The following is a 13,341-nucleotide window of genomic DNA, read 5'->3' on the forward strand; positions in this document are numbered from 1 at the left end:
GAACCCCGCTCAACGCAGGCGCAACGACCGGTTCTTGATCTCTACCTCAACCGCGGGCGCCCATCCCGCGCAGCGGGTTCGTTCTGCGGGCCCAAATTACCCAATCGCCGAAGTCTGCAATTCAGGGCGGCCGATGCAGGAGCGGACTGTCCGCAACCACCCAATCTCAGCCGTTGGCGGGAAAGCCCAAGTTGATTTGCCAAGCCTAGCTCGGTCAGATCGTCTCCTTGACCCGTGCCGAAAGGAAGTCGGGCAGATCGGCAACCGAATCAAGAACAACGTCGGCAATCCCGGCCAGCGATTCGCGGGTGCCGGTGCCGGAGAGCACGCCGACCGCCAGCCCGCAGCCGCCGGCCCGCGCCATTTCGAGATCATGGCGGTTGTCGCCGACCATGGCGATCTCCGCCGGCTTCAGCCCGGTGAGATCGCTGAAGGCCAGGATGGTGTCGGGCGCCGGTTTCGGATTGGCGACCGCGTCGTAGCCATAGGCAGCGTCGAACAGCTGGGCGACGCCGAGCGTGACCAGCGTTTTTTCCGCGCCGCTGGTCGAATCGTTGGTGGCGACGCCAAGACGGTAGGATTTTCTGTGCAATGCCGTCAGCGTGTCGACGATGCCCGGCAACGCCACCGCCATTGCCGACCCCTGCACCGAGGTGATCTCGTTGAAACGGGCAACCGCAAGCATCTGGTCCTCGTTGGACAGGCGCGGAAACCACAATTCGACGACGTCGAGATTGGTGCCGGACGCAAAGATGGAGTCCGGCTTGAATCGCCTGTTGGCGAAATCGAAGCCAGCAGCCGCCAGCAGCCTGTCGGCTTTCCAGCGATCGCCTTCCGACGCATCCATAGCCATGAAATCTGCGACGCCAAGCCAGGTCGCGTTGAAGTCGACAAGCGTTCCATCCTTGTCGAACAATATTCCCTTGATGTCTGCCAAGCTTTTCACTCCGATCCACGCAAATGGTGGATGAATCCCACAAGGCCAGCGGTCGATGCATCCCGCTTGGCGGCACTTTCCTTGCCCTCCACGACAGGCAAAAGGCCGGTGGCCAGTTCCTTGCCGAGTTCGACGCCCCACTGGTCGAAGGAATTGATGTTGAACAGCGTTCCCTCGACGAAGACGCGGTGCTCGTAGAGCGCGATCAGCCGGCCGAAGGTGCGCGGGTCGAGTTTGCGGTAGAGGATGGTGACCGAGGGCCGGTTGCCGGAGAAGACGCGATGCGGGGCGATTTTGTCGACCTCGGCCGGCTTCATGCCCTTGGCCAGCATCTGGGTACGGGCCTCCTCCAGCGTGCGGCCCTTCATCAGCGCTTCCGACTGCGCCAGGCAGTTGGCGAGCAGCAGATCGTACTGATGCTTGAGATCGGGCTCATGCCCGACGGCCGCGGCAAGGAACTCGACCGGGATGAAATCGGTGCCCTGGTGCAGCAGTTGGAAGAAGGCATGCTGGCCATTGGTGCCGGGCTCGCCCCAGACCAGCGGCCCGGTCGGCGTCGTCGCCGCCGTGCCTTCGAGGGTGACGCTCTTGCCGTTCGATTCCATGTCGAGCTGCTGCAGATAGGCCGGCAGCCTGGACAGGCGCTGGTCATAAGGGATGACGGCGCGCGCCGGGTATCCGCAGATCACCCGATGCCACCAGCCGACCAGCCCCAGCAGCGCCGGCAGGTTCTCCTGCACGGGTGCGGTGCGGAAATGCTCGTCCATCTCGTGTGCGCCGTTGAGGAAGGCGCGAAAATTCCGCGGGCCGACAGCGATCATCACCGGCAGGCCGATCGCGCCCCAGAGCGAATAGCGGCCGCCGACCCAGTCCCAGAAGCCGAAGACGCGATCCGGCGCGATGCCGAACTTGGCCACCAGGTCGAGCGCGGTCGAGACGGCGGCAAAATGCTTGCCCACCGCTTCCTTGCCGAGCGCTTCCTGCACCCATTTGCGCGCCGTCTGTGCATTCGTCATCGTCTCGACGGTGGTGAAGGTCTTGGAGGCGATGATGAACAGCGTGGTTTCGGCGGACAGGCCCTTCAGCGTGTCGTGGATATGGGCGCCGTCGATATTGGAGACGTAGTGCGCGCGCGGCCCGTCATGATAGGGCGCCAGCGCCAGCGTCGCCATGGCCGGGCCGAGATCGGAGCCGCCGATGCCGATGTTGACGATGTCGGTGATCTTCTTGCCGGTGGCGCCGGCCGCCTTGCCCGATCGCACGGCATCGGCAAAGGCGCCCATGGCGTCGAGCACGGCGATGACATCCGCCTTGACGTCCTGGCCGTCGACGGTGACACCCTTGCCGGTCAGGTTGCGCAGTGCCGTGTGCAGCACGGCGCGGTCCTCGGTGAGGTTGATCTTCTTGCCGGCGAACATGGCGGCGCGGCGGCCTTCGAGATCGGCCGCCTCGGTGAGCTTCTCCAGCAGATCCATGGTGAGCGCATCGACGGCGCATTTCGACCAGTCGAGCAGAAGGTCGCCGTCTGTGGCGGAGAATGTCACGAACCGCTTGGGGTCGGCGGCGAAAGCCTGGCGCATGCTGGCGGGCGCCGCCGCGCGATGATCGCGCAACGCGGCGAGCTGTCTTTGAAAGGACGATTGATCCACTGCCAAACTCCGAAACCTAGAGCCATCATTACGGACCGGATGTTTCCGGCGCGTGTCGTCGCGACAATCTATCGAGCCTAATTCCACCCGTTTCAATGCGCAGCTTGACGCACGGAGTCATCGCCGGGATGACGCGCCGCGTCACCCTGGGATGCCGCAGCGCAGCATCAAAATGGCGTGAAGGATCACTGGCATAAATCCCAACGATCAGAAAAATTGATTGGCGCAACCCCTTGTGCCACGGCTACCTTCGGCTGGTCCAGCCAAGCGAAAAAGGCTGGCCATCGAGGAACATCTCCCATGCCACAGCGTAACGACACGGCCATATGGTCCGGCCTGTTCCGGATTTCGGCGGAATCGGGCCAGACCCTGCAAGCGCAGATCCGCCAAGCCATCGTAGCCGCCATTCTCGACCGCCAGATCGCCGCTTCGATGCCGCTTCCTTCCTGCCGGATCCTGGCCGAAAAACTCGGTGTGGCGCGCGGAACCGTGGTGCTGGCGTTCCAGCAGCTCGTCGACCAGGGCTTCCTGGTGGCCCGCGAGCGGCGTGGCCATTTCGTCAATCCTGATGTGCTGGCGACGCCGGCCAAGCCGCACCAGAAGGCGCCCGACCAGGCCAACGAGATCGACTGGAAGGCACGCCGCAAGATCGCCGCCAGCGACATGCCGCCGCCGGCCAAGCACGAGAACTGGATCAAGTCGTCCTACCCCTTCGTGTACGGCCAGTTCGATCCGGCGCTGTTCCCGACCGCCGAGTGGCGCGAGTGCAACCGCATGGCGCTTGCCGTGCTCGAAATCCGCAACTGGGCGTCCGACATGGTCGACCGCGACGATCCGCTGCTGATCGAGCAGATCCAGGCGCGGCTGCTGCCGCGGCGCGGCATTTTCGCCAACCCGGACGAGATCATCGTCACGCTGGGCGCCCAGAACGCGCTCTACATGCTGGCGACGCTGCTGATGTCCAAGGGCTCCAAGGTGGCGATGGAGGACCCCGGCTACCCCGACGCCCGCTCGATCTTCCGCCTCGCGGGCGCCGAGATAGAGCCGGTACCGGTCGACCAGTCCGGCATCGTAACCGCTTCTATTCCCAGTGATTCCGGTTTCGTCTTCGTTACGCCCAGCCATCATTGCCCGACCATGGTGCCGCTGTCGGCGGAACGGCGGCAGGATCTTCTGGCGCGGGCCAATCGCTACAACCAGATCATCATCGAGGACGGCTATGACAGCCAACTTCTCGATGAAGCACCGCAGCAGGCGTTGAAGAGCCTCGATCGTTCCGGCCGCGTCGTCTATGTCGGCTCGATGTCGAAGACGCTGGCTCCGGGCCTGCGGCTCGGCTACATCGTCGCTTCGGCTGGCCTGATCTCGGAACTCAGGGCGCTTCGCCGCTTCATGCTGCGTCATCCGCCGGCCAACAACCAGCGCGCCGTAGCGCTCTTCCTGTCGCTCGGCCATCATGAGGCGTTGGTGCGGCGGCTGTCGTCGGCCTTCGACGAGCGGCGCAAGCGCCTGGTCCATGCGATTTCCGCCTTCTTGCCGGAATGGCGCTCGACCGACTCGGCAGGTGGCACGTCGCTCTGGCTCGAAGGGCCGCGCGGCACCGATTCGCGCAGTTTGGCCGAGGCGGCTGCCTCGCGCAGTGTCATCATCGAGCCTGGTGACCGGTTCTTCGACCGCACCGAAAAGCCTTCGCGTTTCATGCGGTTGGGCATTTCCTCGATCGCGCTGCAGCACATCGAGCCGGGCATCCGTGAACTCGCCACCGCAGCCGGCCGCAGGCCGGCCGCTGCCTGATCCATCATCCATGTCTCGTGACCGGAGCCGTTCGCAGCAGCTCCGGTTACTTTAGCGCTGGCACATGCAACTGGGCCAGCTGGCTCATAGGATGGGCCAACGCCGGCGGCATAGTCGGCGTCAGGGGAAGAAGCAGGCCGATGGTGGACCAACCGCCACGAGTTCCTGCCGACGAAGGTGGAGTGCTTCCATGCCAGTGGCTGTCGAACAGCAAGATACGCCGGCAAACCGTCGTTCACAGCGCTCCAGTCTTCGCGAAACAGGACATGCCATGCGATCAGCTCCTCTGATGGAGGATACCGGACCACAGCACCAGGCCATCGAAGGCGGCAGCTACGGGCCGCTGCGCGGTGATGACTGCGAGCGCATCCACGAGGGCGTGCTGACGCTCCTGGAGACGGTGGGCTTCGCCAATGCCATCCCCTCCTGCATAAAGGTGCTGACCAGGGCGGGGGCGGTCCATGGCGACGATGGCCGTGTCCGCTTTCCGCGCGCGCTCGTGCTCGACACGATCAAGCGGGCTGCACGACATTTCACACTTCATGGCCAGGACGCCAGGCACGACATGGTTGTCCAGGGCAAGCGTGTACACTACGGCACCGCGGGTATCGCCGTGCACCTGGTGGACCTGGAGAAGCGTGAGTACCGCGAATCCAAGCTGCAGGACATTTATGATGCCGCCCGCATCGTCGATGGGCTGGACAACATCCATTTCTTCCAGCGGCCGATGGTGGCGCGCGACATCGCTGATCCGCTCGAGATGGATTTCAACACGCTCTATGCCTGTGTGATGGGGACATCGAAGCACGTCGGAACGTCCTTCACGGTGCGTGAGAACGTGAAGCCGGCGCTGGAAATGCTCTATGCCATCGCCGGCGGCGAGGAGAATTTCCGCGCCCGGCCCTTCGTTTCCAACTCCAACTCATTCGTCGTGCCGCCGATGAAGTTCGCCGAGGATGCCTGCGGCGTGCTCGAGGCCTGCGTTGAAGGCGGCATCCCGATCCTGCTCCTGTCGACCGGCCAGTCCGGCACGACGGCACCCGCTGCGATGGCCGGCGCCGTCGTGCAGGCGGTGGCCGAAGTGCTGGCCGGCCTGGTCTATGTCAACGCGCTCAAGCCCGGCCATCCGGCGATCTTCGGTGCCTGGCCATTCATGTCGGACCTGCGCACCGGCGCCATGGCCGGCGGGTCGGCAGAGCAGTCGGTGGCAACGGCGGCCTGCGCCCAGATGGCACAATTCTACGACCTGCCCGGCGGTTCGGCCGCCGGTATGACGGATTCGAAACTGCCCGACATTCAGTCCGGCTACGAAAAGGGCATCACCAATGTGATGGCCGGCCTCTCCGGCCTCAACCTCGTCTACGAGGCGGCCGGCATGCATGCCTCGCTGCTCGGCTTCTGCCTGGAAAGCCTGGTCATCGACAACGACATGCTCGGTCATTGCCTGGGCTGCGCGCGTGGCATCGACGTGACTGACGAGGCCTTGTCGATCGACAGCATCGCCGAGGTCTGCCTCAAAGGCCCGGGCCACTACCTCGACAACGAACAAACGCTCAAGCTGATGCAGACCAGGCATTTCTATCCCGCCCTCGGCGATCGTTCTTCGCCGAAGGAATGGAACGAAAAAGGCCGGCCTGATATATTGCTGCGTGCGATCACCGAGAAGAAACGCATTCTTGCCGAACGATTTCCGCGCCACGTGCCAAAACAGGTCGACGACAGATTGCGTGCCCGCTTCGGCAGCCTGATCCACCTGCCGCGCACGCACATGGGCGGCTGACCGGAGACGAGTTCGTGCAGCCATACCGCCACCACCCAGGACCAACCATCGGGCAGAACGACAAATGAGTGTGCATCCTATCCAGCAAGCCCCTACCGACGGCGACGCGATCGATCGGCTGGTGACATCTCATCGGCCCGGCCACGGCCTGGTGCGCGCCTTCTATCACGACCCAGCGATCTTCGAGCGGGACATGGAACGTGTCTTTCGCCGACACTGGCACTGCCTGGCGCATGCCAGTGTCATCCCGAACCCCGGCGACTTCGAGTTGTTCAAGCTCGGCGACGAGGCGGTCATCCTGACACGCGGCATGGATGGCACCGTGCATGCCATGCTCAATGTCTGCCGCCACCGCGGCGCCGAGGTCTGCACCAAGGAGAAGGGCAACGCGAAGATGTTCGTGTGCCCCTATCACGCCTGGACCTATTCCAATGACGGGTCGTTGCGCGCTGCCCGCCTGATGCCGAAGGATTTCGACCGCACGGCGCACGGGCTGAAGAAGCTTCATGTCCGCGTTGCCTCTGGGCTGGTCTTCATTTCCTTCGCCGAGACGCCGCTCGATTTCGACCCGATCGAACAGTCGCTGCGCACCAGTTGCGGCCAGTATGGCTGGGGCGACGCCAACGTGGCGTATCGTCAGTCCTATCCGCTCGACGCCAACTGGAAGCTCGCCGTCGAGAACTATGTCGAATGCTACCATTGCGGGCCGGCGCATCCGGAATACTCGCAGACGCATGCGCTGGAAAAGCCGGCCGAGATGATCGAGCAGCTCAATGCGGCGATGGAGCAGCGCACCTGCGCACTCGGCATCGAGATCGGCAGCGCCAACCGCTGGCAGAACTCGGCGGCCGGTCAGGAAGCAATCCACACCTTCCGCTACGCGCTTTATGATGGCGTTTCGAGCGGCAGCCAGGATGGATCGCCGGTGGCCCCGCTGATGGGCCGCTTCACCGACTATGACGGTGGCGTCACCTCCATCCATCTCGGCGGCACGACCTTCCTCGTCTGCTATCCCGATCACGGCATGATCTACCGCTTCATCCCGAAAACGGCTGATACCTGCGAGATGGAACTGATCTGGCTGGTGCGCGGCGATGCCGTCGAAGGCCAGGACTACGATTTGGAGAAGCTGACCTGGCTGTGGAAGGTCACCACCGAAGAGGACAAGAAGATCATCGAGCACACCGCGCGTGGCGTGCGTTCGCACTACTTCGTGCCCGGGCCGATCGCGCCGATGGAATACAATGAACTACGCTACATCGGCTGGTATCTCGAGGAGATCAGCCGGGCCTGATCGGCTCGGCCGCCGCAGGAAAATCCGGCAGATCTTGCCTTTCGCGTCATTCCGCGCTGAGCCCGTATCGGTCGACGACTTCAGCGTTGATGAGCTTGGCATGCAGCGTCATCAGCACGATCTGTGCGTCGAAGCTGTCGCCGGCTTCAAGTGCTGCCTCGATGCGACGCTCGGCTTCCAGCGTCCGCTCCCGGCCATTGGCCTGCTCGAAGGTTTCGGGACCCGCAATGCAATAGCTGCACAATTGTGCCACCGACACGTAGGTGCCCGGCGGCGGCTCGTCGGGCCAGCGATCCTTCATCAGATTGACGATGGTAAGCTTCACGCCCTCCGGCACGAGGGCTGGATGCAAATCCGCGCCGCGCAAAGCATCGTCGAGTTGCCTCAAGTCGCCCGAGCGGCCGAACATTCCAAGGAAGCCGAGGGAAGAACGCCGTCCTGCCATAGTGGTCCAATCCGTTTCCAACCAGTTAGGTGGTTCACAGGCGGAATACAAAGGCAGTTAAAGTGGATTCGGGCGATACGCTTCAGGTCCTTGCAGGCATCAGCCGCTCGCCGCCAGCAGCAAGACACCGGCAAGGGCCGATCCGGCGAGCGTCGGCAGCATGCCGATCTTCAGCCTCAGGATGGCGATCATCGTGGCACAGGAAAGCAGTGCCGCGCGCCAGTCGATCGACGAAAGCACCGGCACATTCATGCCGAAGCCGATGTTGCGGACTTCGTGGAAGATGACATGCAAGGCAAACCATAGAGCGAGATTCATGATGACGCCGACAACAGCGGCGGTGATCGCGCCCAGCGCAGCCGACAATGCCTTGTTGCCGCGCAGGGCCTCGATGTAGGGCGCGCCGAGGAATATCCAGAAGAAGCAGGGCGTGAACGTCACCCACAGAGTGAGCAACGCCCCCAGCGCTCCGGCAAGCAATGGATCCAGCGGCTCGGCGTGGCGAAACGCGGCGATGAAGCCGACAAACTGCAACACCAGGATGAGCGGGCCTGGCGTCGTTTCGGCAAGCCCAAGACCATCGACCATTTCACCGGGGACGAGCCAGCCGAACGACTGGACGGCTGCCTGCGCGACATAGGCAAGCACCGCGTAGGCGCCACCGAACGTGACCACAGCCATGAGACTGAAGAACCGCCCTATCTCGGTCCAGACGCTTGCGGACCCGGTGAACCACCAGATCACAAGAACGGGCCCGAGCCAGAGCGGCAGCCAGATCGCAACTGTGCGCGGCGCATGCCATTTGGTCGGTTTGACATGGGCCAGCTCGCCGCGTTCGAACATCAGATCGACCGCTCCCTTGAAGTCGGCAACATCGCCCTTGCCATGGGCGGAGCTGGAAAACAGGCCGGGAGCAATGCGGTCTCCCAGCCATCCGGTCAGGCCGGCGAGCAGGACGATGAGCGGGAACGGCACATTCAACGCATAGATGGCGATGAAGGCCACGACCGCGATCGATACCATGACGCGGTTCTTCAGCGCGCGCCGCCCGATCCGGATCACCGCCTCGATGACAATGGCGAGCACCGCCGCCTTCACCCCGAAAAACAGCGCTGCGACGAGAGGCATGTCGCCATAGAGCACGTAAAAGCTGCTCAAGGCGAGCATCACGAGCGCGCCCGGCACGACGAACAGGATGCCGGCGACAAGGCCACCGGCCGTCCTGTGCAACAGCCAGCCGATGTAGATGGCGAGTTGCTGGGCTTCCGGGCCAGGCAGCAGCATGCAGTAGTTCAGCGCATGCAGGAAACGCTGTTCACCGATCCAGCGCCGCTCCTCGACCAGTTCCTTGTGCATCAAGGCGATCTGCCCTGCCGGTCCGCCGAAGCTGAGCAGTCCGATTTTTGCCCAGACCTTCAGTGCTTCGGTGAAAATCGGTGCAGTCGGCACCGGCACGTTTCCCGCGGTATCCGCCGGGACAAGAGCACTCATGTCGGTTTACCCATGCCGGCTGCGGGCCAATTGTGCGTTTCTTCCGTGGCGTCGCGACACCAGCGGAAGAACGCATCGTAGAGCAGCATACCTGCTTCCAGTTGTTCCAGATCGTCGCGAAACATACGCGACAGACCAAGCGAGGCAGCCAGAAAGCCGGCAGCCTGGGGAGCCAGATCGAAGCTTGCCGTGTCGGCCGCGCGGATGATTACGGCAAGGCGATCGAGCGCCTCTGATTCCAGCCCGAACTCCTCGATCATCGTGTCGAAGGTGCAGCGTTCGCCGCGATGGCTCCAGAACACATTGTCGATGTCGAAACGCACGGCCTGAAAGCGGTCGGCAACAGCCAATACTTCTGCGGGTTCGACAAACAGGAACACCGCGTCGGGGTCGAGAAAACGCCGGATCAGCCAAGGGCATGCGATGCGGTCGACCTTTGGGCGTGATCGCGTCACCCAGACGGTGGCGCCCCTTTCATTGCGTGGAGGCATCTTGTCGGTACGAACCAGAAGCCCCCCGGCATCGCGCCAGGCTTCAAAGCCGCCTTCAAGGGATTCGGCGGAAATCCCCTCATGGCGCAGCCATGCGACTACCCCCTGCGAGAGCTTTTGCCCCTTCTGGCAGACAACGGCCACTGGCTTGCCGGCGAATGCGGCCGCCCAGTTCGAAACGCTTTTGAAGTCGCGCCGGCACGAGGCCGGCAACAGGCGCGGATCGGCGTCGAAATCTTCATCGATGCGAACATCGATGATGACAGGGGCGCCCGGTAAACCGATGAGCCGGGATAGTTGCGATACGGTGATAGCTGTTGTTGACGGCATGGCGTCCACCTCCTGAAAAGAGAAGCTTGGACGCGAACGTTGGGCTGACGCCTCACGGGGTCGTCGCGATGCACCCCATGTCGTGATGGTGGAATTGTTGCGTGCGCTTGTCAAGGATGGTTTCTCGACCCTCAGGGCAATGAACTCGGGTTAACGGGTTCCTTCGCAGCCTTCGCCGGCGCGTTGGCTGACGGAGCATCAAACGAAAAACCCGCCTGTGCGGCGGGTCACTGGCGCAAATCAGCACCATGGACGAATATGTACCATAGCTGCGGTCACGGAGTCAAGAAAAAATTCCTATCGTGAAAAGCTACCGGCACAAAAGCTGCCGACACCAACGAACTGGCTGTCGTCAGGTCTTTTGTTAACCTGAGTTTGGAACCCTATCTCGACCCTCGGCCGGGACACGCTGAACGGAACCCGAGAGGCAGCCTGATTGTTCAGGCCGCCTCTCAATGATCCAGCATCAGCAATCGTCGCCAGGAATAATCAGTGGTTGTCCCTGGGGACACCGCTGGTATGCGCGACGTCCTGGTATTTCACCGCCGGCTCCAGCACCATTCCCTCTGAGAACTGCGCAACCATGCCGCGCTGGATCTCCTGCCAGGGCGTCTGGTGCTTGGGATAATGAAAGCCACCATTGTTCTGCAGTTCGGCACGGCGCCGGGTGATCTCGTCATCGGTGACGAGGATGTCGGCCGTACCCTTGCGCAGATCGATGCGGACACGGTCGCCCGTCTTGAGCAGCGCCAGCCCGCCGCCGATCGCGGCTTCCGGCGAGGCGTTGAGGATCGACGGCGAACCCGACGTGCCCGACTGGCGGCCGTCACCGATGCAGGCTAGCGCGTGGATGCCTTTCTTGATGAGGTAGGCCGGCGGCTGCATGTTGACGACCTCGGCACCGCCGGGATAGCCGATCGGACCGGCGCCACGCATGAATAGGATGGTGTGTTCGTCGATGCCTTGCGCCGGGTCGTCGATGCGGGCGTGGTAATCCTCAGGCCCGTCGAAAACCATGGCGTTGCCTTCGAAAGCCTCGGGATCTTTCGGGTTGGACAGATAGCGCTCGCGGAACTCGGGCGAGATGCCGCTGGTCTTCATGATCGCCGAATCGAACAGATTGCCCCTGAGGTTGATGAAGCCGGCATTGGCCTTCAGCGGCTTGGCGACAGAGCGGATGACATCGGGGTTTTCGTTGGCGACGCCATCGCTATTCTCACCGATCGACTTGCCGTTGACAGTGCGCGCGCCGGGATGCGGCAACAGCCCGCCCTTCATCAGTTCGGCAATGACCGCCGGCACGCCGCCGGCGTGGTGATAGTCTTCGCCGAGATATTCGCCTGTCGGCTGCAAATTGACCAGCAGCGGCACATTGAGGCCGACCGTCTGCCAGTCGTCATTGTCGAGCTTGACTCCAAGGTGGCGGGCGATGGCGTTGAGATGAATAGGCGCATTGGTCGAGCCGCCAATGGCCGAATTGACGACGATGGCATTCTCGAAAGCCTCTCTCGTCATGATGTCGGACGGCTTCAAATCCTCATGCACCATCTCGACGATGCGTTTTCCGGTCTCATAAGAAATCTGGCCACGCTCGCGGTACGGTGCGGGAATGGCAGCCGAGCCCGGCAACTGCATGCCAAGCGCCTCGGCCAGCGAATTCATCGTGGTGGCGGTGCCCATGGTGTTGCAATAGCCGGTGGATGGCGCCGACGACGCGACGATGTCCATGAACTCGTCATAGCCGATCTCGCCGGCCGACAGGCGCTGGCGCGATTCCCAGACGATGGTGCCTGAGCCGGTGCGCTTGCCCTTGTGCCAGCCATTGAGCATCGGGCCGACCGACAGCGCGATGGCCGGGATGTTGACCGTGGCTGCGGCCATCAGCAGGGCCGGCGTCGTCTTGTCGCAACCGATGGTGAGCACGACGCCATCGAGTGGATAGCCGTAAAGCACCTCGACTAGGCTGAGATAGGCAAGGTTGCGGTCAAGTGCTGCGGTCGGACGCTTGCCGGTCTCCTGGATCGGATGGCAGGGGAACTCGAAAGGGATGCCGCCCATCGAAACGATGCCTTCGCGCACGCGCTTGGCCAGTTCGATATGGTGGCGGTTGCATGGCGAGAGATCGGAGCCGGTCTGGGCGATGCCGATCAGCGGCTTGCCGGACATCAGTTCGGCGCGCGTCAGGCCGTAATTGAGGTAGCGTTCGAGATAGAGTGCCGTCATACCCGGATTGTCGGGATTGTCGAACCACTCCTGCGAGCGAAATTTTTTCTTCGTGGTGGGGGCGCCTGCCATCGTGGTCTCCGTATTTGTAAGACAAATCGATATGGCAACGCGCGGAAGCAGGCAAGAGGGTGTGCGGTCGCAACCGGACTTTGGTGTGATAGACACGCACCCAGCCGTGCGTTAGGGCTTCAGGCAGTCTTGTCCGGGAGGTTTTCATGGCTTTGGTGATCGAAGGCGAGGAGCGCATTGCCGCCCCCCTGCAAAAAGTGTGGGAAGCGCTGAACGATCCCGAGGTCTTGAAGGCGACGATTCCCGGCTGCCAGAGTCTCGACATGAAGTCGCCGACCGAAATGGCGGCGACCGTGGTGGTGAAGATCGGGCCGATCAAGGCGACATTCAACGGCGAAGTGACATTGAAGAACCTGAAGCCGCCGCACTCCTACACCATCCAAGGTGAGGGCAAGGGCGGCATTGCCGGTTTCGCCAAGGGCGGTGCGGACGTGACGCTGACATCAGATGGAGCGGATAGCACGGTGTTGAGATACGCGGCCAAGGCAGATGTCGGCGGCAAGATCGCCCAGCTCGGCAGCCGGCTGATCGAATCGACCTCGAAGAAACTGGCCGGACAGTTTTTTTCGAGCTTTGGGGAAAAGGTGGGCGGTTAGCCCTCCCCCTTGAGGGGAGGGTGCCTCGCGAAGCGAGGCGGGAGGGGTCGCCTCAGCTGACTCAACTTTTCACTGAAACTGCCTCGACCTTCGACAGAAGAAGTTGGAGCGCGTGACCGCGGACCCCACCCGGCCCTTCGGGCCACCCTCCCCTCAAGGGGCAGGGGAATCGCACATGAGTACAAACGGACTCTTGTGTGGTGTGCGGAAATCGATTCTGAGAGGACCTCTGAATGATC

The 13,341-nt window shown here is 62.7% G+C and carries 10 protein-coding genes and 1 pseudogene; 4 read left to right on the top strand and 7 right to left on the bottom strand.

Features of this window, described 5'->3' with window-relative positions; translation table 11 throughout:
* Nucleotides 1-214 precede the first annotated feature (214 nt).
* Together NKJ06_RS31010 and pgi are read right to left on the bottom strand one after the other, a co-directional pair.
* A complete protein-coding gene (locus tag NKJ06_RS31010) occupies nt 215-937 on the bottom strand; it encodes an HAD family hydrolase (RefSeq protein WP_352629937.1) in 723 nt (240 codons plus the stop codon).
* Between the two features lie 5 nt (nt 938-942).
* Complete coding sequence (pgi, locus tag NKJ06_RS31015; protein ID WP_502905661.1) at nt 943-2,592, bottom strand: glucose-6-phosphate isomerase; 1,650 nt, start codon at nt 2,590-2,592, stop codon at nt 943-945.
* 294 nt (nt 2,593-2,886) lie between these two features.
* Here pgi and pdxR point away from each other — a divergent pair, with 294 nt between their 5' ends.
* From pdxR to NKJ06_RS31030, 3 genes are all read left to right on the top strand, one after another.
* Complete coding sequence (gene pdxR, locus NKJ06_RS31020; protein WP_352629941.1) at nt 2,887-4,380, top strand: MocR-like pyridoxine biosynthesis transcription factor PdxR; 1,494 nt, start codon at nt 2,887-2,889, stop codon at nt 4,378-4,380.
* A gap of 190 nt (nt 4,381-4,570) precedes the next feature.
* Nucleotides 4,571-6,160, top strand: a complete 1,590-nt coding sequence (locus NKJ06_RS31025) for a trimethylamine methyltransferase family protein (RefSeq protein WP_352629943.1) — start codon at nt 4,571-4,573, stop codon at nt 6,158-6,160.
* Nucleotides 6,161-6,224: 64 nt separating this feature from the next.
* Nucleotides 6,225-7,454, top strand: a complete 1,230-nt coding sequence (locus tag NKJ06_RS31030) for an aromatic ring-hydroxylating oxygenase subunit alpha (RefSeq protein WP_352629945.1) — start codon at nt 6,225-6,227, stop codon at nt 7,452-7,454.
* 46 nt (nt 7,455-7,500) lie between these two features.
* Here the strand turns inward: NKJ06_RS31030 and NKJ06_RS31035 are convergent, their stop codons facing one another.
* The 5 genes and pseudogenes from NKJ06_RS31035 to NKJ06_RS31050 all read right to left on the bottom strand — a co-directional run bounded on the left by NKJ06_RS31035 (nt 7,501) and on the right by NKJ06_RS31050 (nt 12,506).
* Nucleotides 7,501-7,899 (bottom strand): hypothetical protein, encoded by a 399-nt coding sequence (locus NKJ06_RS31035; protein ID WP_352629946.1) that lies wholly within the window; start codon nt 7,897-7,899, stop codon nt 7,501-7,503.
* Nucleotides 7,900-7,998: 99 nt separating this feature from the next.
* On the bottom strand, nt 7,999-9,390 hold the full coding sequence (gene chrA, locus NKJ06_RS31040; protein WP_352629948.1) for a chromate efflux transporter: 1,392 nt from the start codon (nt 9,388-9,390) through the stop codon (nt 7,999-8,001).
* On the bottom strand, nt 9,387-9,881 hold the full coding sequence (locus NKJ06_RS35880; RefSeq protein WP_502905662.1) for a chromate resistance protein ChrB domain-containing protein: 495 nt from the start codon (nt 9,879-9,881) through the stop codon (nt 9,387-9,389). Before NKJ06_RS35880 ends, chrA begins: the two co-directional genes overlap by 4 nt.
* A 42-nt stretch (nt 9,882-9,923) precedes the next feature.
* Nucleotides 9,924-10,211, bottom strand: a pseudogene (locus NKJ06_RS35885) (rhodanese-like domain-containing protein); the annotation flags it as partial.
* Between the two features lie 489 nt (nt 10,212-10,700).
* Nucleotides 10,701-12,506: an IlvD/Edd family dehydratase gene (locus NKJ06_RS31050; protein ID WP_352629950.1), complete on the bottom strand. Its 1,806-nt coding sequence runs from the start codon at nt 12,504-12,506 to the stop codon at nt 10,701-10,703.
* A 146-nt stretch (nt 12,507-12,652) separates the two neighbouring features.
* Between NKJ06_RS31050 and NKJ06_RS31055 the strand changes: the two genes are divergently transcribed.
* On the top strand, nt 12,653-13,102 hold the full coding sequence (locus NKJ06_RS31055) for an SRPBCC family protein (RefSeq protein WP_352629952.1): 450 nt from the start codon (nt 12,653-12,655) through the stop codon (nt 13,100-13,102).
* Nucleotides 13,103-13,341 lie beyond the last annotated feature (239 nt).

This window comes from Mesorhizobium sp. M0293 (assembly GCF_040321735.1).
GTDB lineage: Bacteria > Pseudomonadota > Alphaproteobacteria > Rhizobiales > Rhizobiaceae > Mesorhizobium.